The sequence below is a fragment of the Pseudoalteromonas sp. NCCP-2140 genome, assembly GCF_023708065.1.
In the GTDB taxonomy this organism is placed as follows: domain Bacteria; phylum Pseudomonadota; class Gammaproteobacteria; order Enterobacterales; family Alteromonadaceae; genus Pseudoalteromonas.
Genome location: NZ_BRCZ01000001.1, coordinates 106,410 through 125,419, shown reverse-complemented (window position 1 = coordinate 125,419; position 19,010 = coordinate 106,410). Strand labels below are relative to the sequence as shown.

Sequence of the window (19,010 nt, the reverse complement as noted above, 5' to 3'; positions counted from 1 at the left end):
CCTTTAGAATTCTGGCTTAATTGTTAAGTTAATATTTTTCAATTGCTCGAATACATCTTTATCAGGCGAAACTGGTAATGTATCGGCCATACGAACAGCTCGAAGAGCAGCTTCACACACTAATTTATCACCACCTAATGATTTGACTTGCGTTACTAAACCATTAAAGCCAAGGCGAATATTAACGCGACATTGCTTATTCTTCATTTTTTCATCGATAAGTAAAGTTTGTTGAATACGCGCCATAATTAACGCTTTATATTTATCAACTTCACTCACAACCTGTTGCTGGCGAATTTTATTACGTGCAGCTTGCTCAGCAGCTAACTGCTCTTGCAACATTTGCTCTTGCAATGCTTGCTGACGTTTACGCTCTGCTTCGGCTTCTTTACGTTTACGTTCAGCTTCTGCTTCGGCAGCTTTACGCTTGCGCTCTTCTTCAGCTTTCTTTAACGCTTGTTCTTCAGCTTTACGTTTTTCAGCAGCAGCTTTTGCTGCGGCTTCTGCCTCTTGCTTTTGCTTTTCAGCTTGTTGCGCTTTAGCTCGTTCTTTCTCTTGAATTTCACGTGCTTTTTTCGCTTGTGCTTCTGCTTCTGCTTTTTCTTTCTCTTTCGCGCGGCGTTGCTGCTCTAGCTTTTTAAGGCGTCTGTCTTCAGCTTCACGTTGCTTGCGTGCATCATTAGCACGACGTTCAAGATCACGAATACGCTTTGCTTCAGCTTGTTTTTTCGCTTCTTCTTGCTTTTTTAGCTCAGCAATTTTTTGCTCAACCTTTTGCTGATCAACCGTTACTGCAGCAACGGCTTTTTCTGGCTCAGGCATAGCTGGATTCAATGTAACTTCCATCACCTTAGGCGCTGGCATATGAAAATTCGCTGATCCAATTAAAAAACCAATAATACCGAGATGCAATAGAAGCGATTTAATTAATGACTCACGCATACTAACCCTCAAATGACTCGGTCATTAGACCCACTGAAGGAACACCGGCATTTTTCAAAAAGTCCATAAGTAACAGTACTTCTTGATAAGAAACACGGCCAGAACCTTTAATCATCACAGGTGTATCTGGATTTTTTTGTAGCTGAAGTTTAATCACCGCAGCGACATCCAACGCTTCCATTGGCGCTTCTGGATCTGTGCCAACACTTACATAGTACTTACCTTCAGCATCAATTGACGCAATAATAGGTGGCGTATCTTTAGTATCAACGAGATCAGACTCTTCCATTTTCGGCAAGTCCACTTTTACACCATGAGTAATAAGTGGCGCAGTTGCCATAAATATAATAAGTAGTACCAACATTACGTCAATGTAAGGAACTACGTTTATCTCACCTACTGGGCGACGTTTCTTACGCTGGTACATTCGCTTTAGCCTCTATTTGAGCAGCTGCTTGGCGGTGTAAAATATTGGCGAACTCTTCCATGAAGTTAATGTAATTACCTTCAAGCTTTTCTACTTTGTTTGCAAAACGGTTGTAAGCAATAACGGCAGGAATTGCAGCAAATAAACCCATTGCTGTTGCGATTAGTGCTTCAGCAATACCTGGCGCTACCATTTGTAACGTTGCTTGCTTAACTTCACCTAACGCAATAAATGCATTCATGATACCCCATACCGTACCAAATAGGCCGATATAAGGGCTGATTGAACCCACTGTTGCTAAAAACGATAGACTTGATTCTAGTTTTTCAACTTCGCGCGATAAAGCAACACGCATTGAACGATGTGTGCCTTCCATAACGATGCTTGCACTTTGTATTGAGTTTTTCTTATGACGTGCAAACTCTTTAAAACCAGCAACGAATAATGCTTCAACACCTGATGCGCCACCAGGACGCGCTGATACTTCGTTATATAATTTACTTAGGTCAATACCCGACCAAAACTTCTGCTCAAAACGCTTAGCGCCATTAAGTGCATCAGAAATCGCTTTTTTACGCTGAAAGATAATTGCCCATGACATTACCGACATACCGACTAATGCCAACATTACTAGCTGGACAAGTACACTGGCTTCTAGAATAAGATCTAAAAAGTTAAGCCCTGATCCCACGTTAAACTCCTAAAATAGATTTCTATGTAATTTGTTATATTTTTTACACTTGCATTTATTGACCACAAAGGCGGCCAAAAGTTACACCTAGTGTATCTAGTCAATTATGAACTGACAACGCTCTTGCTGTGAATTAGCCGCAAATAACGGTAAAAAGCAATTTGCTTAGTTATTTTTTAGCCATATTAAGTTTTAACACCACATTTATGCATATTTTCACCTTAATAATAAGTCACTAGAATAGCTCTCAAAAGCAACCAAAACAGACAAAAACACGGCGTTTATTCATAAATAGCGCATAAACACCCAAAAGCGCTTTTACAAATCTACTACAGAATACTTAAACTAATCCTGAATAAAGATCGTAAAATTTATAAAAACCCATTCATTCATGAACTTAAATATAAAATATCCACAATGTGAACAAAAAGAAAACAATTACATTTTACGCTCACATTAGTTTTTTTTATCTGAAAATAAAATTTTTCTAGTTTGAAGAAAAATCCATCATTGCGTATCATTTACTTATACCGAGCTAGCAACCTCATGAAAGTTTCTTTCATTAAGCTCCGTTTTTAGCAATATGAAGTTTCGTATTGCTCTAAGTTTACTTAATTTTGGATAAAACCTAATTTAAGTAGACCGTAGTTCCCTGAATTACTTCCTTCAACTTGTTGTTTGCCCGCATCCTTATGCGGGCTTTTTTTTGCCTACACAAACGTCAATGAGAATACCTATCGATATCTTAACAGCATGTGAATTACAGGTGTTAAATGAGGCTTAGAGTATGCGGTATGCGGTATGCGGTATGCGGTATGCGGTATGCGGTATGCGGTAAAAGGTAAAAGGTAAAAATCTATACACCTATGTATATACCTCAATAAAAAAGCAGCCCTTTCGAGCTGCTTGATACTGTTATTTTACACTTAACTCAGGTTTTGCTATTTCTCTGGCGTTAGCCCAAAGTGTAAATAAGCGATGTCTGAAACGAGTCGTCCGCGTGGGGTACGCTGAATAAAGCCTTGTTGAATTAAAAACGGCTCTATCACATCTTCAATGGTTTCTTTTTCTTCGCCAATTGCAGCCGCTAGGTTATCAAGGCCAACTGGGCCGCCCATAAATTTTTCGATAATAGCTAGCAAGTATTTTCTATCCATGTAGTCAAAACCGCTTTTATCGACATCAATCATATCGAGGGCTTGCTCTGCAACTGTAGCATTCACTTTACCGTCTGATTTCACTTGGGTGTAATCACGAACGCGGCGTAATAAACGGTTCGCTATTCGCGGTGTACCGCGTGAGCGCTTGGCGATTTCTGTTGCGCCTTCATCACACATGGTTAAATCTAAAAAGCTTGCTGAGCGGGCAACAATTTTTGATAAGTCTTCAACAGAATAAAACTCTAATCGCTGAACAATACCAAAACGGTCTCTAAGTGGTGAGGTGAGTGAACCAGCACGAGTTGTTGCACCAATTAAAGTAAATGGCGGCAAATCAAGCTTTATAGAGCGCGCTGCGGGGCCCTCACCTATCATAATATCCAGCTGATAATCTTCCATTGCAGGATACAAAATCTCTTCGACTTGCGGGCTCAAACGGTGTATTTCGTCAATAAACAGCACGTCGCCTTCCTCAAGGTTCGTTAAAAGCGCAGCTAAATCGCCTGCTTTTTCGAGTACTGGCCCCGACGTTGTTTTAATATTAACGTTAAGCTCGTTGGCAACAATATTTGCAAGTGTGGTTTTACCAAGACCCGGTGGACCAAATATTAATAAATGATCCAGCGCTTCGCCACGGTGGCGAGCTGCCTCGATAAAAATTTCCATTTGTTGCTTAACATGCGGCTGGCCTGTGTAATCGGTTAACAGCTTTGGTCGTATGGCACGATCAACACTGTCTTCGTTACTTTGTTCACTCGCATCTATTAAGCGATCTGCTTCAATCATGGTTTACTCACAACATTGATTTTAGAGCTTCTTTAATTAGAACCTCGGTCGTCATATCTGGTTTGTTCACTGTTTTAACCGCCTTTTGTGCTTGCGGTAGCTTATAGCCTAATGCCACAAGTGCTGATACTGCATCATCGGCAGCATTATTTGCCACTAGAGTATCATCACTTGATGGCTCAATGACGGCATTATCGCTAAATGGTGTAAATAAGTCATTACCCCAATCTTTGAGTCTGTCTTTCATTTCGAGCACTAAACGCTCAGCCGTTTTTTTACCAACACCCGGCAATTTTACCAGTGTTGTTGCATCTTCATTATTAACACAGCTTACAAATTGCTGCGCCGACATACCCGATAAAATAGCTAGACCAAGTTTTGGCCCAACACCATTGGCTTTTAAAAGCTCTCTAAATAAAGCGCGCTCGGTTTTGTTGTTAAAGCCAAATAATAGCTGGGCATCTTCACGCACCACAAAATGGGTATAAATAACCGCTTGCTCACCCACTGCCGGTAAATCATAAAAGCAGGTCATCGGCATTTGTACTTCGTAGCCTACACCACTTACTTCAATAAGAATTTCTGGCGGCTGTTTTTCTACTAGTAAGCCATTTAATCGACCAATCATATTACTTCCTTAATCGTCCTCTTACGGTTTTGCTCGCACTGCCCGCAAGTTTTATTAAATTTTGTTCTGAGTGAGCATGACAAATAGCAATTGCTAAGGCATCTGCGGCATCGGCTTGAGGGGTACCAGGCAGCTTTAAAATGTTTTTAACCATATGCTGTACTTGAGACTTATCGGCGCCGCCATTGCCTACAACGGCCTGCTTAATTTGCCTAGCTGAATATTCATAAACTGGCAGCTCTGCCATTGAAGCACCAACGATAGCAGCGCCACGTGCTTGACCGAGTTTAAGCGCTGAGTCTGGGTTGTGTGCCATAAACACTTTTTCGATAGCAAAACTGTCTGGTGAGAATTGCTCTACCAATTGACTGATCCCTTGGTAAATCATTTTTAAGCGTACCGGAAAATCGTGATCGGCCAATTTAATGCAGCCACTACCTAAATAAGTGAACTTAGCACCTTGGTGAGCAATCACGCCGTACCCTGTTAATCGTGAACCAGGATCAATCCCTAAAATAATCGCCAACTAACTGAACCGTCTATTATCATTATTATCTGCGGTTAATAATGCCAGAGCACTGTATAAATTACCAGTAACCAATTGCAATTCATAAAAAATGCCCGCAATTGCGAGCATTTTATAGTCAACCTTCAAGAGACTTTTACGCGAGCGAGCGTAATAAGCCTTGGGTATTTTTTCGCATTGTTCGCGCTATCATCAAATAGCCTAAACATGCCACAAATAAGCCACCGACTGCTGGGCCAATCACCCAAATATGAGGATGGAACTTACCTGCTAAATCGAACATTTGTTTTTGCACTATTAACAAAGCGATGTCACTGACTATGGCTGCCACTAAGCCTGCAGTAACGCCTAATAGTAAAAACTCATATAAGGTGGCATTTTTAATTAAGCGCCCTTTCGCACCTAAAGTCCGCAAAATAACAATCTCTTGCATTCGCTCGCCTAAACTTGCTTGCACTTGTGAAATAAGCACTAAAGCGCCACAGGCAACCACAATCGCTAGTACAAAGCCAATCGCTAACGATACTTGCTCAATGGTTGAGCGAATTTGTTTAATGAAACTCTCAACATCTATCACGTTAACCGTTGGGTATTGACGCATTAGCTCATTAAACTCACGTTTTTTCTCTGCTTTAACATTTACTGATGAAATATAAGTAGCAGGAAAGCTCGCTAGCACGTCAGGGCTTAAAATAATAAAGAAGTTAGGTTTAAGCGTGGTCCAATTAACCTTGCGTACACTGGTAATTTTTGCGTCAAACGACTGCGCACCAATTAAGAAAGTAAGCGTATCGCCAATTTGTATATCAAGGCGTTCAAGCATCGACTCTTCTACCGACGCCTCGGCTACTGAGTCTTCACTGAACCATGTACCGTCGATAAGCTCGTTTTGATTAGGCAAGTCTTTACGCCAAGTTAGGTTTAACTCACGGCCAATACCAGAGCGGGCTTCTTCATCTTTCTTTTCGTTGTCCTCTTGCGATACTTCGCGGGCAACCAACTCGCCATTAACAGCGTTTACACGGCCACGAACAACCGGATAGAAATCAGACGTTGGCATATCGTTTTGCGCTAAGAAGCTAGTAATAGGCTCTAACTCTTGCTCAGTAATGTTCACTAAAAATGAATTAGGTGCATTTTCAGGAAGCTGAGACTGCCAATCCGAAATCATGTCGTTCTTAAGTACAATTAAAAACAGTAATAGCTTGATAGCCAACGCAAAGCTAATTAATTGCACAGCATTCACATTTGCACGCTTTTGAATTGACGCAATCGCCAATGACCAACTATTGCCCGGACTCAAGCCAAGTTTGCGGCCACCGCCAAAAATAACCTTTGATAACCCAAATAACACCGCAATTAAAAATGCCGTCGAAAGGAACAAAATTGCACTAATTTTGATGTTGTTACTAAATAACCACATCAGTAAAAATACAGTAAGCGCCGACATAGTAAGGTGCACTTTACTTACTAATAAACGGTCGCCTAAGTTACGGCGAAGTACACGTAGCGGCGGAATATCAAATAAATCGAGTAGCGGTTTAATTGAAAACATAACCGCACAAATCACACCCGTGCTGATCGCAATAATCCAAGGCTTTACCGATGCACTCGGCAATGCTGTGCCCATGGTTTGTGCCAAATAATCCGTGGCAACCGCTTGTAAACCATAACCAATCAGTAAACCAACAATCACCGACATTGAACACACAAGGCTCAAATGTAATAAATAGATTTTACGGATCATCGCGCGGCTACCGCCCAGCGTTTTCATCATAGCAACTGGGTCGTACTGACGCTCACAATAACGTTTTGCTGATACCGCAATAGCAACAGCAGCTAAAATAATGCCTAGCAAACCAGCTAACAATAAATAGCTTTCGGCACGATTTAAACTATTAGAAATAGGTGACTGGCGGTCTTTAACACCATACCAACGCTGGTTTTCTTTCATCTGTGGTTTTAACCACGCATAAAAGGTATCTAAATTGTCTTTGTCACCAGCATAAAGTTGGCGGTAAAACACTCGGCTGCCGGGCTGAATTACCTCTGTTACAGCAATGTCTGCTTCATTGATTAAGATTCGTTGGCTGCTTGAAAACACATTAAACGGTGCATCTGGCTCTTCGGCTACAACATGACTAGCCGTAAACGTAGCAGCGCCAAGCTCTACTTTATCGCCCACTTTAATGTTTAGCGCATAAAACACAGACTCACTTAACCACACTTCACCACGACTAGGGATGTCGGTTGTTACTTCTGGTTGGCCAGTCAGACTGGTTTTTACTTTTAACTCACCTTTTAACGGATAGGTATTTGATACCGCTTTAACCGAGCCAAGTTGCATTTCGTCACCGGCAAATAACATGGTATCGAAGTAGGTTATTTTAGCGGTGCGTAAATTTTCTTGGTTGGCTTTATCTAAAAACTCGGCAGGTAAAGCATGGTTACTCGCTAAAACGCGATCAGCGGCAATAAAAGCACTGCTTTTTTCTTCAATACTTTGACCAATGCGGTCGGTAACCATAGACAGTGTTAAAACAGTGAGTACAGCTAAGGCTATTGCTGCACTGATCACTGTTAATTCGCCACGCTTAAACTCACGTGAAAACAGTTTTAGTGCTAATTTAGCCCACATTCGCTTGCACTCCTTCGCTTTCTTTTACAGTAACTAACTGCCCTGCTTCAATATGTAAAATCTGCTGACACTTTTGTGCAAGCTGCTCATCATGGGTTACTAAAATAAGTGTCGTGCCGTGCTCTTTATTTAGTTCAAATAATAAAGACTCAATTAACTTACCGTTTTTGCTATCTAGGTTCGCTGACGGTTCATCGGCAAATAAAATTTTCGGTGTGCCAATAAATGCACGAGCAATTGCTACACGTTGCTGCTCACCGCCAGATAATTGCGAAGGGTAATGACCCACGCGATGACTCAAACCTACTTTTTCAAGTAGCTCAAGTGCTTGTTGTTTAGCGTCTTTACTACCCGCAAGTTCAGCAGGAAGCATTACGTTTTCAAGGGCTGTTAAGCTTTGTACAAGCATGAAAGACTGAAATACAAAACCTACTTTTTCAGCGCGAAGTGCTGCGCGTGCTTCTTCATCTAATTCGTGTAATGCGGCTCCATCTAAATGGATACTACCGCCGGTAGATTGGTCAAGGCCTGCTAATAAACTTAATAAAGTAGACTTACCCGAACCAGAGGTGCCTACTACAGCAACTGAGTCGCCCGACTTGACATTAAAGCTGATGTCACTGAGGATGGTCAGGTCGCCCTCAACCGTGGTGACCGTTTTAGAAAGTCCTTTAACTTGAATGATGTTTAATTGAGAAAGCGCTGACATATGATGCATCCAATCCTACGTTTTATATTCGTTTTACTGTTAGTAATCAAACCACTTACGGCAGCAGCTGACAACACAATTTTAATTTTAGGTGACAGTTTAAGCGCCGCTTACGGTCTTAAACAAGAGCAAGGCTGGGTTAAATTGTTACAAGATAAGTACGATGAAAAAGACCAATCTTTATACCTAGTAAACGCCAGTATTAGCGGTGAAACCACAGGCGGTGCCCTAAGACGACTCGACGCGTTACTGAGCGAATTTGAACCCACTCATGTACTCATTGAGCTAGGCGGAAACGATGGTTTACGAGGTTTCCCTATTAAACGCCTACAAGCTAACCTACGTGATTTAATAACAAAAAGCCAACAAATCGGGGCGAAAACCGCCGTTATGGAAGTACAAATTCCACCTAACTATGGCCCGCGTTATACCAAACTTTTCACCGATAGCTTTAAAACCATTGCCGATGAAACAGATTCTGAGCTCATGCCCTTTTTCATGCTTAGCATTGCAGGCCGTCCAGAACTTATGCAAAACGATAACCTGCACCCTAATGCCGATGCTCAACCATTAATACGCGACTTTATGTACAAAACGATCAACGATTGGTTAGATTAACCTCTAGCCCATTGATTTAATACCGATTGCCTGAACAATTAACAGGCAATCGAACTGCGGAGATATTGATTTTTATAAAAAAAGCCGTACTATGGCTTGCAACGTCGGCATATAGCGCAGCTTGGTAGCGCACTGTCATGGGGTGTCAGGGGTCGCAGGTTCAAATCCTGCTATGCCGACCATTTTCTACACTCTATTCAATAAGTTACTTAACTTATCCATTTCCTTTTTCGCACATTAACCATAGATTACTTTATTTATATCGCACATTTATCGCACCATATTAATTTAAACTTATTTTCTCATTTTTAGGTCAGATTAGGTGTTGATTGGGGGGGATATATAGGAAGACAGCTAATGGCACCTTTGTTACCTTCCTCACGATAGAATTTTATAAAAGCTTTTCAGATAAATAATGTGTAATAGACGGGCAATGAATCGTGGCAGCTCACATATGACCTTATGCTTTTAGCAATTAGGATAGGGTATCGACAAACCGGTAGGTTTGAACGAGGAGCAGACTGCCATTCTAACACGTTTTTGGTCAAAACGAGTTAGGGTTGGATCGTAAAGCACATTATTTGTATGAATACTGTTGATTTACGATCCTTAAAAGTAGAGGGTGACTAAAATTAAGGAGAGATTACTTTATTCGATAGCTCTCTGACCTTTTTAACTGATACGCCAAATGCTTTACCAGTGTGTTCGATATATCTAATCACTGATTCCGATACCTCTCCATCATGCCGGTCGTATGGATCAAGATACTGATTCAAGTTGGACATTTTTATCTTTAGGGTCACTGAAGACCATTCAAGTGTTTCTTCTGGCACAAGTTTTGGGTACTGCATATGGAGTGACTGAATAGTTGCTGCAATGTCATGCAGCTCAGCAAGTGCTTTCTTTACCGTTTGAAAAGACGGCTGTGTGGTTATTTTTTCTTGTTGCTGAATAAGCAAAGCAGACGCATCGGAGTTAGCAAGTCTAGCGTGCTCGTAGCTGATAAACTGTTGAACAATGTCATAGTTATTTATAATTCTTGCAATGAATTTATTTACTGGAATCATATGCTCATTAATTTTAGCGAGTACCTCTAGTTCAAGAACTGCTTGTTTATATTCTTCACTGTCTTTCGATGCACTTATCTGACTTACTGCACTGAGCACTATAATTCCAATTAAGCAGGCAGTGTTTAGACTAACATATCTGAGTGGTTTCTCTGTTTCCTGCATCTTTCTCATAAACAGGGTCAAAAAAAGTGAGAACAGTGCCAAAACGGCAGACGAGATTGCAATTATCAAATTTTTTCCTTCGAATAATAAATAAATTGTGCAGGTATCATCGGGTATTTTAGATTTCCATAATACTGGAAACAATAAAAATACGGTTAACTTACAGAAGTAACCTGTCTGGATGCAGAGTCGATTTCTTGTATGCGCGTTCAAGTTTAAGGTTGGTTAAGACCATAATGGTCGAGATTTTTTATCAGCTCATTTTGGGGCAAAGTGAGTTACGCCTTAAGTTCCGCTCATGAAATTTCGCGACTTTCAAATTTGATTAAGTTCTATTAATCTCTTCTGGCAAACCAAGTTAAAACTTCCTTAAATTAATTACATTTTTCGTTGAATTGAAAATGCCGGTACTCACACTTGGCAAAACCAATACCTCTTTACAGTTCGTAACCCTACCCCTGCTCTTTCCGCAACTTGTCTCTGAGTGGGCTTTCTGCCGGTTTCTTTTGTTAGCTGTTTAATGGCTTTCGCTACAATCTCCTGAGAGTTGTTTCGTTTTTTAGCAGCCGTACATTTAGCAGCTTCACTCTGCCTTTGTCTTATTTCATCGCTTGATAGCTTAATTTTAGGTTTCGTACATAAATACTCTGGACAGTAACCAAGCAACTCTTCTAAGTACTCAGCTAAAGTTTCTTTTCTGTAGTTATAAGTCGTTATTTTGGCGGTTTTTGTCAAACCTTCTAACTCTTCGAGTGAGAAGCCAATAAGTTCATCATTTATCTTTGTTAGCTTTTCAAAAGCAGTCTCTTTATTTAAATGCTGAAAAGCAACAAATAGGATGAAAGCTGTTTTGTCACGTTTGCCTTTAGGCACCTTACCTAACTTTCTAAAATGAATTTGAACTGTGTTAATACACTTGAACCACCAATCCTTGATGTTGTGACCATATCGCCTTTGAATTTTTTGACGAGGTTTACTGCTTGTGGGTTTATGTGGCAGCCTAACAACTGTCGATTCTTCTTTTATTTTTAATTTATCTCTTAGTGAGCCCAAGTTTAGATAATTTATTAACTCTTCGAATTCATATTTAGGGCCACCAGCTAAAAACCTTGCTTGCAAACCTGTCGTTCCATGCACAGAGCCTGGTATTCGAAGGTTTCCACTAAGTCTTTTTGATGCTGTAGAATCAACTTCCCATTGGGAACTTATACCATTTAAACTATCAATATAAATTTGGGCTATGCTCTTCCACAGCTCCTTATTCGTTAGTGAAGCATCTACTGGCTCGTAAACCCAGTATAAATGTAACCCTCCAGAACCAGAGAAAACGTAACCTGTAAATGGCGGTATTTTCTCTCTTTTAAAATTTGCACGACCTCACCAATTAAGACTTTCTCAACCTCTCTGACTTTTTTTCCATAGACAGCTTTTTTGATATCTATATCTATCCAATTGGCTCTTAAAAGGGCTAAATTTGATACTTTAGGCCATTCATAAAACTCATTCGGACTAAAGTAAATATTTACTGCTTCGCTTTTACAATTCAATACACCCTGAACATACCTACTTGTTTTTCGCTTGAAGGTTTTTAAGTCTGTGACGCTTTTCGAGTTTCGATTTCCTAGCAAAAAAGTCCTGTGGCCTGATTCGTGGTTTTTACTAAAAAGTGCTCTTACATATTTTGGTGAATGAAAATCTATTAAATCGTAAAAGTCCTTTGGCGAGGCAATAGCGTACTCTGGCCACGACAAAGGTGGCCTTTCTTTTAAGGCAAGCATATAATTTGAAGATGCAAAGTGCGGTTGGGGTATCGCCGGTCAAGCTGCCCCTTTCGCCTTCCTTACATCTTCACCCCTTCAAAACGAGCTAGCCATTGCTCAACCGTTTCCCTAATGAACAAACGAGATTTGCCTAACTTTATTGAAGGTGGCGCTAAACGCTGTATTTGATAGCTTTCTGGATTTTCACCAGCTTCTATTGCTTTAAATTGAGCACTAATTCGGTTGTGGATTGTGCGAGGTGATAATTGTAGTAGCTCAGCTAAGTCTTTAACTGAGATAGTTTGAGATGATGACATGACAGCCCTCCAATACGTTTAATGGAGCGAAGGGCATTGTTCATGCACGTATGCACGACGCTGCATATGCAGCCATGTCTTTCCTCTTTACGTATTGAAGGCAGCCATAAAGGCGCCTGTTTTCAGTCACCGAAGTGACTCCCTTCGCAGGAACGCAGCAAATGTGCGCATGTATGAATATAAGTGATGAAACGTGAACTATCAAGAGCTGTATTTAAAGAGTTGCTTTACCTCATAGGGCTCCCACACTTAAGCATTAACTTACTATTTCTCTCCAATCAATTTAACCCAATGCTCTAATGCAGCTAACTTAATATTTTTATCTTTATGCTCCCATATCAATTTTTCTAAGAACGCCAATGCAATGTATTTCTCTACAGGAGATTCTGTTAACTCTCTTGCAAGCTTTCTTAGTCTGCTATTTGAAACATGCCTAATTTTGCTAGCAACCGTTTCTGATTCACTACGCATAGAGCTATGATGATTCATTTATTTCCTCTTCCCTTTAACTAAGACTCGTCTGTTTTTATAAAATAAGACTGCGAAAAATATAACCAAGCTTATGATCATTATATTACTAGCGATCAATGCGCCCATATTAACCTCCAAAGCTTTCAAAATTAGCCGCACAGAGTATATGCCATAAGCCTATATTCATAAAACCAACCCCTTTTTATTGAGGCATCATGAGCAATATCCTCCTCTTTTAAAAGGGGCTACGCCCCCCGCTATGTCGAAGCGATAAATCGCTCGCTTCATAGCCGGGAGCTTGGTTTTTCGCGGCTTACACGCAGATTTTTATTTGCAGATTGCACATAGGCAACTTTAACGCTAACCTAATATTGAAATAGCCCAATGGGCATTTACAAAAAACGGCGCTGTTCAGCTGCCGACAACACGTAGTGAGGACCCTCACTCTTTTCAATTTAATAGTCATGTCTCACGCCACATTTAAGGCGTTATACCGGCGCTGTCTGCTGCCGCTTTCACGTAAAGAGGAAATAAATTAAGGCGAGATCGGTCCGAGCCTTTTGCATGTGCGAAAAACAGGGGCGAATAGGCTTCAGTGTCGCTGAGCAACCAAGTTGCCAGTTAATCTTACAACCTAGGAGAATGCCATGACTTTTAATGCAAATACTGAAGTCGCTTTGTTAAAAGCGCATACTAAACTACGTGCCCGTAAACGTCACAAATCATCCAAACTGGACAAATACCGCACTCACCTTTGCAAACTCTACGAAGCTGGTGCAAGCAAAGCTGAATTACAACGTTGGCTTGCAATGAGAGGTGTCAATGTAGAATGGACGACTGTTAAAAGGTGGGTCGATAAAAATGCCTAAATTCGCCAAAGCTGAAACTCAAGCAAAAAATGTTATTAAAGGACTAACCAAAGCACAGCGCATAAAGTCTTTGGGCACTGCCAGGAACTATATGCAGTCGATAAAAACGGTTGCCAACTGGTCTAAAGATATCGGCATTAATGGTATTCAGGCTATGACTATTCAGCAAGCACGTATGTATCTTGATTACAGAGCTGAGATCGTTGGTCAAAAAGCCCTGGATATGGAACGCCAAGCTATTCAAGCAATGATGCAATTAAACGGTAAATTACAACCGAAAGAAACACTCTACCGAGTAAAGTCATGTTTAGATGAGATAAAGCGCTCTCGTGCTTACACCACAGAACAAGCCAAAGCTATTTCACATAGACAAACGGAAAGAAATCAACTCGCAACACAAATCGCCTATGCGGCCGGACTTCGAGCTCATGAGCTACTAACACTTGCCAAAGCTAATGAACGAACTCCAGATAAGCGCCCTGCTCTAGACTCAAAATGGCAAGGCCGAAATGGTGAACTTTACACAGTAGTTGGTAAAGGAGGCTTGGTTCGACATGTACTTATTCCCAATATCCTAGCCTATCAGCTCGAGCAACAACGTTTAGCTCAACCAATCACAGTAGTAGACAGAGAAATTAACTATTCTCAGCGTTATAATATTGCTGGCGGTAAAAAGTGGTCGGACTCATTTTCAAAAGCCTCCAACCGCACTTTGCTGTTTTCCACAGGCGCACACGGCCTCAGGCACAGCTATGCCCAAGAAAGAATGGTTGAACTGAAATGCTTAGGGTTAAAATACGAAACGGCCTTGGAGACCGTTTCACAGGAAATGGGGCATTTTAGAAAAGAGATAACTAAGGTATACCTTCAGTGAATGTTCATAACTAATTGCTACTATTTAATTAAATGTTGCTAGAGTCTGAGCTGGTATGTACAATTGCCTTGTTTAAATTATATAAAACAATCAATATAAGAAATATGGAAATGACTGCTCACGTTGGCTACCACACTTGCAAATTAGAGAATGGATTCGATTACATTGTCGATAATATCCCCTTCAGAAGTGGCAATGGTGCTAACCAATGGCTAACTCAGGGCTACTACTTTTGGACTGACTCGGACTACTGGGCAAAAAAGTGGGGAATTTCTAATAGAAGAGTTATAGGTCAGTTCAATATAAATTTATGCTTTAAAAAAGAAGTACTAGATTTAGTAGGTAACGTTCAGCACCAATTAGAATTTATCCAACTAAAAGATATAATCCTTGCTAAACTTGATAAAGAAGAGACACGTAAAAGTGTTACTGTTAATCAAATATTAAGTAAGTTAAGGTGCTCGAAAGAAATATTTCCATATCTAGGCGTCAAAGCACAGGATGGAAGAACAGTAGAAAATATTGATTTTGTTGATCCAAAAATTAATAAATCAAAGTTAGGTTTAGTCACACCACAGCAACTTTGAGTTTTCGAGGAAGCAAAAGACCGTATTTTCTTAAATGGTTTCATTGAACCATCTGATTTCGCAGAAAAAATGCCTACAGCATGAAGGAGATTAATATGTTAAGTTTACAAGAACGTGTACTTTTACTTCAAGAAGAGTTATCTAAAGTTTCTGCTGAAGAGCTATACAACGAACTTCAAAGCTATGAGTCTGTTGGTCCATTAGCTCACGACTTTCTGTGTGATGTACAAAAACCTTATTCAAATGAATATTGGAAACAATCATTCAATAAATTCAATTTTGAAAAATTTTGTGATGATATTTATCGTGAGATTATGATTCTCGAAGTTACTTACTTAGAGGATAGTACAAGCAAAATTGTAACAGCTTGTAATGATGACGATTATGGTAACTCTTTAGCGGCTTAAAAATGAACATTCAACTATATACTAACAAGGCAAAAGAAATAAACCTACTTGATAAGGATCAAGTTGAAGGCTTTGATGAAATCGATGAATTCGGATTTCACTATGAGCCGAATTTTTCAGAACAAACATCTGATAAATTTAATATCTTTTTTGCCTTAAGGTTAAAAGTTAAAAATTCACACTTACTTTTGCTTGAGTATGAATCAACTTTTAAGCTAGATAGAGAACTTGACGATGAGTTTATACAATCTCACTTTCCACACGTAAATGCACCTGCAATAGCTTTTCCGTATATGAGAGCTTTTGTAAGTACGCTTTTACTCAATGCAGGGTATGACCCTATAATGCTTCCAAGCGTCAACTTTTCAGCTATGTACAAGGATATGCAAGAAAAAGTTAATTAAAGGAGTTGGTGTACATCTTAGATTTAGAACATGTACACCAAATCCTGTCTTTCTGAGCAATAAATTTTAATAACTAAATTTGACTATAAAATCTAAAGCTCAAGCAAACTACTATAGTCACAGATAGTAAAAAACTATTTTCAATTATAGAAAATTGGTGGTTGAAAAGTGCGATTGCTCTTTATTTAATGCTTTTACTCACCCTATCTCTTCTTTAACTGTCAATACTCCTTCATCAACTGTTCAAGTATAAATGGTGTTAGCTTTAAATATAAACGGCCTAGAGACGGTTTAGCAAGGGGTGGGACTTAGGGCTGAGATTACGACTCATTATCTGTAGTGAATATCAACTTTCTGCATCAGAAAACGCGCTCTCTGAACCTCTCGCTCATTTGTAAATGTTGTGGTTATCACGTCTAGCAATTTAAAGAAATCACTCTCAACGGAAAAAAAGTCCCCTTTGGGTAAATTAGCAACATCAATACCAAATTTTTTAGCGAGCTTTATTATTTTCTTTTTATGATTAAAAAAAGAAACTTCTGAGTTCGGCATCTTTTTAATCCCACCCTTATACCCATTTGAATAGCTAATTACATAGTCTCTCAGTTCTTTAACTCTTCTTTTGTACTCATCAAAGTTAGACATTTTACCTTCAGATGAATTTGGGTAAATCAACTGATATAAAATATTGAAATCAACGCTTGATTGAGAGAGGTAATCTAGTCGATCAATTTCAGATTTTATGAATGATACGAAAAACTCTAAATTGCGAAGGTGGTTGTTAAAAGCCCTATCCTTTGATTGCTCAATAAAAGCTACATAACCATAAGCTACGCCAAAAATAGCCGTAAGGCCCGCTAAAAATTTATTTATTACAATCACCAACTCGATAAAATATTGGTGCCTATCATATATGTATTTTAGGCAACGATCTTGAATGCAAAAATCAAGTGAAAACGTTCCTGCTCCATTCATTTGCACCAACAGCAGGACTAAGAAAATGAAGTTTATGAAAGCATAAATACATGCCAGCTTTGTTATTTTGCTCTTCACTAGCATTAATAGTCCTTGATCTTAAATTCTGGCTCATAACGTGATAATTTATCAAGCTTATCTTGTGCAAACTTTTTATAGTCAGAGCCACCCTCTCCTTTTATAAAAAATAAAAGATGCTTTAAATAATGATATCTTTTATAAAAGTTGTATTGAGATTTTTTTCTGCTGTAGTCAATCACTATTTTATCAAATCGCTTTTCCGCAGAAATTTTGTCTGATTGCGATGGTTTGGGTCTTAAACCATCACTTCTAAGTATTTTTATAAGCTTTGCATGCTTGTCATTTTTAACACGACTAAGCTTATTAACTCTTCCTAAAATCCTTTGGTAATCGTTCCTGTATGATTTCGATTTTTGATCTTCTTGTTTTTCAGCTCTATGTTTCAGTTGATGAACAGCCGCCCTAATATTCTTTACTTCATCTTTAGAATATATAGGGTTTGGGAATGACACTACTAAGCCATGGACTTTAAGAGGTTCACTAGAAAGACGGTATACTCTAGTTTTATCAATGTTTTGTGGTAAGCCTTTTTCATTTAGCATTTCTTCTATCAGCTTAGATGTCCCGTTAAAGTCAAAATTGTGACTAGTAGAAGAAACAGTAATATCATCAACTAACCGCGTATAAGTTAGATTCAAACGCTTCAACTTTCTCACTAAGTATAATTCAACATCCCACAAAATAAGTGAAGCTATATAACTAGAGGTTAATGCTCCTTGCACAACTCTGTCACCATAACAGCATATATTGGTTATAATCTCAGAAACTTCATCAGAATACCTGAAGAGATTTTTAAACATATTCTTCACATGAAATTCTTGTATATTGTCAAAGAAATTAGAAATATCGACTTTCAAAATACTCTTTGCCCCACAGTGTTTATGAGCGCATTCAACATAATCCCGATTACCATTTTCAATGCTTTTAGGGATAGAACCATAAATGTAGGAGGGCCATCTTATACACTGTTTATTAATTCTATTATTAATGCGTCGCTGCAAAAACCTTACTTTTCGATGAGGGTTAAATATTTTCCTAATTGTTCCATCAGATTTCAAAATGGGGTTCTTAGGAGGCCTATATCTCTTATCTAGTGGCATGTTTAAGACATCATCGATATCAGATATGTCAATATTTAACACTTTTGCTAAATGAGCTTTCGACTTTATTGGACCGGCTTTAAACAGAGGAATATCTGGAGTGGTCATTTGACTAATAATTCCCTTTACAATTTTTGGAACAACCGACCCAGCACAAAAGTGCTAACAGGCTTCCGCCACACTATGAGACTCAAACCGCCTCTGAAAAAGAAAAACCAGTACAAGTCTCATAGCCTGGGTCGGTATCCTAAAGTGCCGAAGGCACGCAGCGGATTCGCCCCAGAGGGGGTTGTGAAGCAACTCTACTCTGGTCAGGGTGAATCACGCGACTGCGTCGGGGGTCCAGCACTAGGCCTAAAGGCCACCTTATATATCAAGGCAAAAGGGTTTTCTTTTTATCAATCAGAACAAGTTTGCGGACGAAACATCCGTGAAGTTTTAACAATAACTCTAAATTCAGCTTATGTAAATATTGGCTACAATTTAAAACAAGGGGTTCTAGGACTATTTAAATCATATTAAACTTAAGAGACCAAGCCACAAGGGCTTTACTCCTTTTCTCCATGTACTCCTGCAAGTTATAAACCTTTTACATTCCTTGCAACCGATTACTTAACATTTTCTTAATAATAATTGAATCACCCCCTATGTCTTCGTCACCTAAGCATGTAGCCATAGCTCTTCGTAAGCCATAAAGTACAAACTTTGAAACACCCTGCTATTTTTGTTTGCGATTTACTGCTCTTAAATCAATTAGAACTACTATTGATGTATAGAACGTTCTCTATCATTGATTGGCTTACCAATT

21 protein-coding genes and 1 tRNA gene are annotated in these 19,010 nt (G+C 39.3%); 7 read left to right on the top strand and 15 right to left on the bottom strand.

Annotated elements, in window-relative coordinates; genetic code table 11:
- Positions 1-3: 3 nt before the first annotated feature.
- From tolA to NFU46_RS00590, 8 genes are all read right to left on the bottom strand, one after another.
- Positions 4-942 carry a cell envelope integrity protein TolA gene (gene tolA / locus NFU46_RS00625; protein ID WP_175078176.1) on the bottom strand — a complete coding sequence of 313 codons (939 nt, stop codon included), beginning with the start codon at positions 940-942 and terminating at the stop codon, positions 4-6.
- Between the two features lies 1 nt (position 943).
- The gene (tolR, locus tag NFU46_RS00620) at positions 944-1,369 is read right to left on the bottom strand and encodes a protein TolR (protein WP_175078175.1); all 426 of its coding nucleotides are present in this window, start codon (positions 1,367-1,369) and stop codon (positions 944-946) included.
- A complete protein-coding gene (gene tolQ / locus NFU46_RS00615) occupies positions 1,356-2,060 on the bottom strand; it encodes a protein TolQ (protein WP_175078174.1) in 705 nt (234 codons plus the stop codon). The genes tolR and tolQ overlap by 14 nt, the downstream gene beginning before the upstream one ends.
- Before the next feature lie 941 nt (positions 2,061-3,001).
- Complete coding sequence (ruvB, locus tag NFU46_RS00610) at positions 3,002-4,006, bottom strand: Holliday junction branch migration DNA helicase RuvB (protein WP_054553011.1); 1,005 nt, start codon at positions 4,004-4,006, stop codon at positions 3,002-3,004.
- A gap of 7 nt (positions 4,007-4,013) precedes the next feature.
- A complete protein-coding gene (gene ruvA / locus NFU46_RS00605; protein ID WP_055198696.1) occupies positions 4,014-4,634 on the bottom strand; it encodes a Holliday junction branch migration protein RuvA in 621 nt (206 codons plus the stop codon).
- A gap of 1 nt (position 4,635) precedes the next feature.
- Entirely contained in the window at positions 4,636-5,160 is a 525-nt protein-coding gene (ruvC, locus tag NFU46_RS00600; RefSeq protein ID WP_054561285.1) for a crossover junction endodeoxyribonuclease RuvC, read from the bottom strand.
- Positions 5,161-5,296: 136 nt separating this feature from the next.
- Positions 5,297-7,798 carry an ABC transporter permease gene (locus NFU46_RS00595; RefSeq protein WP_251598752.1) on the bottom strand — a complete coding sequence of 834 codons (2,502 nt, stop codon included), beginning with the start codon at positions 7,796-7,798 and terminating at the stop codon, positions 5,297-5,299.
- Positions 7,788-8,507 (bottom strand): ABC transporter ATP-binding protein, encoded by a 720-nt coding sequence (locus NFU46_RS00590; RefSeq protein WP_054561283.1) that lies wholly within the window; start codon positions 8,505-8,507, stop codon positions 7,788-7,790. The genes NFU46_RS00595 and NFU46_RS00590 overlap by 11 nt, the downstream gene beginning before the upstream one ends.
- Between NFU46_RS00590 and NFU46_RS00585 the strand changes: the two genes are divergently transcribed.
- Both NFU46_RS00585 and NFU46_RS00580 read left to right on the top strand, forming a co-directional pair.
- Positions 8,508-9,125 carry an arylesterase gene (locus NFU46_RS00585; RefSeq protein ID WP_251598750.1) on the top strand — a complete coding sequence of 206 codons (618 nt, stop codon included), beginning with the start codon at positions 8,508-8,510 and terminating at the stop codon, positions 9,123-9,125.
- Between the two features lie 105 nt (positions 9,126-9,230).
- Positions 9,231-9,307, top strand: a tRNA-Pro gene (locus NFU46_RS00580).
- A 450-nt stretch (positions 9,308-9,757) separates the two neighbouring features.
- Here the strand turns inward: NFU46_RS00580 and NFU46_RS00575 are convergent.
- From NFU46_RS00575 to NFU46_RS00555, 5 genes are all read right to left on the bottom strand, one after another.
- The gene (locus NFU46_RS00575) at positions 9,758-10,426 is read right to left on the bottom strand and encodes a hypothetical protein (RefSeq protein WP_251598747.1); all 669 of its coding nucleotides are present in this window, start codon (positions 10,424-10,426) and stop codon (positions 9,758-9,760) included.
- 342 nt (positions 10,427-10,768) lie between these two features.
- A complete protein-coding gene (locus NFU46_RS00570; protein ID WP_251598744.1) occupies positions 10,769-11,476 on the bottom strand; it encodes a hypothetical protein in 708 nt (235 codons plus the stop codon).
- Positions 11,477-11,634: 158 nt separating this feature from the next.
- Positions 11,635-12,108, bottom strand: a complete 474-nt coding sequence (locus tag NFU46_RS00565) for a hypothetical protein (protein ID WP_251598741.1) — start codon at positions 12,106-12,108, stop codon at positions 11,635-11,637.
- An 89-nt stretch (positions 12,109-12,197) separates the two neighbouring features.
- Entirely contained in the window at positions 12,198-12,434 is a 237-nt protein-coding gene (locus tag NFU46_RS00560; RefSeq protein WP_063704702.1) for a helix-turn-helix domain-containing protein, read from the bottom strand.
- Positions 12,435-12,698: 264 nt separating this feature from the next.
- The gene (locus NFU46_RS00555) at positions 12,699-12,923 is read right to left on the bottom strand and encodes a hypothetical protein (RefSeq protein WP_063704699.1); all 225 of its coding nucleotides are present in this window, start codon (positions 12,921-12,923) and stop codon (positions 12,699-12,701) included.
- Between the two features lie 629 nt (positions 12,924-13,552).
- Between NFU46_RS00555 and NFU46_RS00550 the strand changes: the two genes are divergently transcribed.
- The 5 genes from NFU46_RS00550 to NFU46_RS00530 all read left to right on the top strand — a co-directional run bounded on the left by NFU46_RS00550 (position 13,553) and on the right by NFU46_RS00530 (position 16,046).
- Positions 13,553-13,774 (top strand): hypothetical protein, encoded by a 222-nt coding sequence (locus NFU46_RS00550; RefSeq protein WP_063704697.1) that lies wholly within the window; start codon positions 13,553-13,555, stop codon positions 13,772-13,774.
- Positions 13,767-14,648, top strand: a complete 882-nt coding sequence (locus NFU46_RS00545; protein ID WP_063704696.1) for a site-specific integrase — start codon at positions 13,767-13,769, stop codon at positions 14,646-14,648. The genes NFU46_RS00550 and NFU46_RS00545 overlap by 8 nt, the downstream gene beginning before the upstream one ends.
- A 110-nt stretch (positions 14,649-14,758) precedes the next feature.
- The gene (locus tag NFU46_RS00540; RefSeq protein WP_251598738.1) at positions 14,759-15,235 is read left to right on the top strand and encodes a hypothetical protein; all 477 of its coding nucleotides are present in this window, start codon (positions 14,759-14,761) and stop codon (positions 15,233-15,235) included.
- A 95-nt stretch (positions 15,236-15,330) separates the two neighbouring features.
- Complete coding sequence (locus NFU46_RS00535; protein WP_063704692.1) at positions 15,331-15,642, top strand: hypothetical protein; 312 nt, start codon at positions 15,331-15,333, stop codon at positions 15,640-15,642.
- A 2-nt stretch (positions 15,643-15,644) separates the two neighbouring features.
- On the top strand, positions 15,645-16,046 hold the full coding sequence (locus NFU46_RS00530; protein ID WP_063704691.1) for a protein-export chaperone SecB: 402 nt from the start codon (positions 15,645-15,647) through the stop codon (positions 16,044-16,046).
- 330 nt (positions 16,047-16,376) lie between these two features.
- On the opposite strand, the gene NFU46_RS00525 is transcribed toward NFU46_RS00530, so the two are convergent.
- Both NFU46_RS00525 and NFU46_RS00520 read right to left on the bottom strand, forming a co-directional pair.
- Entirely contained in the window at positions 16,377-17,105 is a 729-nt protein-coding gene (locus NFU46_RS00525; RefSeq protein ID WP_251598736.1) for a retron Ec48 family effector membrane protein, read from the bottom strand.
- Complete coding sequence (locus NFU46_RS00520; RefSeq protein ID WP_063704687.1) at positions 17,105-18,310, bottom strand: reverse transcriptase family protein; 1,206 nt, start codon at positions 18,308-18,310, stop codon at positions 17,105-17,107. The genes NFU46_RS00525 and NFU46_RS00520 overlap by 1 nt, the downstream gene beginning before the upstream one ends.
- Positions 18,311-19,010: the final 700 nt, after the last annotated feature.

Coding starts and splice junctions, on each gene's coding strand:
- tolA (WP_175078176.1), bottom strand. CDS start 942: ATGCGTGAGTCATTAATTAAATCGCTTCTATTGCATCTCGGTATTATT.
- tolR (WP_175078175.1), bottom strand. CDS start 1,369: ATGTACCAGCGTAAGAAACGTCGCCCAGTAGGTGAGATAAACGTAGTT.
- ruvB (WP_054553011.1), bottom strand. CDS start 4,006: ATGATTGAAGCAGATCGCTTAATAGATGCGAGTGAACAAAGTAACGAA.
- ruvA (WP_055198696.1), bottom strand. CDS start 4,634: ATGATTGGTCGATTAAATGGCTTACTAGTAGAAAAACAGCCGCCAGAA.
- NFU46_RS00595 (WP_251598752.1), bottom strand. CDS start 7,798: ATGTGGGCTAAATTAGCACTAAAACTGTTTTCACGTGAGTTTAAGCGT.
- NFU46_RS00590 (WP_054561283.1), bottom strand. CDS start 8,507: ATGTCAGCGCTTTCTCAATTAAACATCATTCAAGTTAAAGGACTTTCT.
- NFU46_RS00585 (WP_251598750.1), top strand. CDS start 8,508: ATGATGCATCCAATCCTACGTTTTATATTCGTTTTACTGTTAGTAATC.
- NFU46_RS00560 (WP_063704702.1), bottom strand. CDS start 12,434: ATGTCATCATCTCAAACTATCTCAGTTAAAGACTTAGCTGAGCTACTA.
- NFU46_RS00555 (WP_063704699.1), bottom strand. CDS start 12,923: ATGAATCATCATAGCTCTATGCGTAGTGAATCAGAAACGGTTGCTAGC.
- NFU46_RS00550 (WP_063704697.1), top strand. CDS start 13,553: ATGACTTTTAATGCAAATACTGAAGTCGCTTTGTTAAAAGCGCATACT.
- NFU46_RS00545 (WP_063704696.1), top strand. CDS start 13,767: ATGCCTAAATTCGCCAAAGCTGAAACTCAAGCAAAAAATGTTATTAAA.
- NFU46_RS00540 (WP_251598738.1), top strand. CDS start 14,759: ATGACTGCTCACGTTGGCTACCACACTTGCAAATTAGAGAATGGATTC.
- NFU46_RS00535 (WP_063704692.1), top strand. CDS start 15,331: ATGTTAAGTTTACAAGAACGTGTACTTTTACTTCAAGAAGAGTTATCT.
- NFU46_RS00530 (WP_063704691.1), top strand. CDS start 15,645: ATGAACATTCAACTATATACTAACAAGGCAAAAGAAATAAACCTACTT.
- NFU46_RS00525 (WP_251598736.1), bottom strand. CDS start 17,105: ATGCTAGTGAAGAGCAAAATAACAAAGCTGGCATGTATTTATGCTTTC.
- NFU46_RS00520 (WP_063704687.1), bottom strand. CDS start 18,310: ATGACCACTCCAGATATTCCTCTGTTTAAAGCCGGTCCAATAAAGTCG.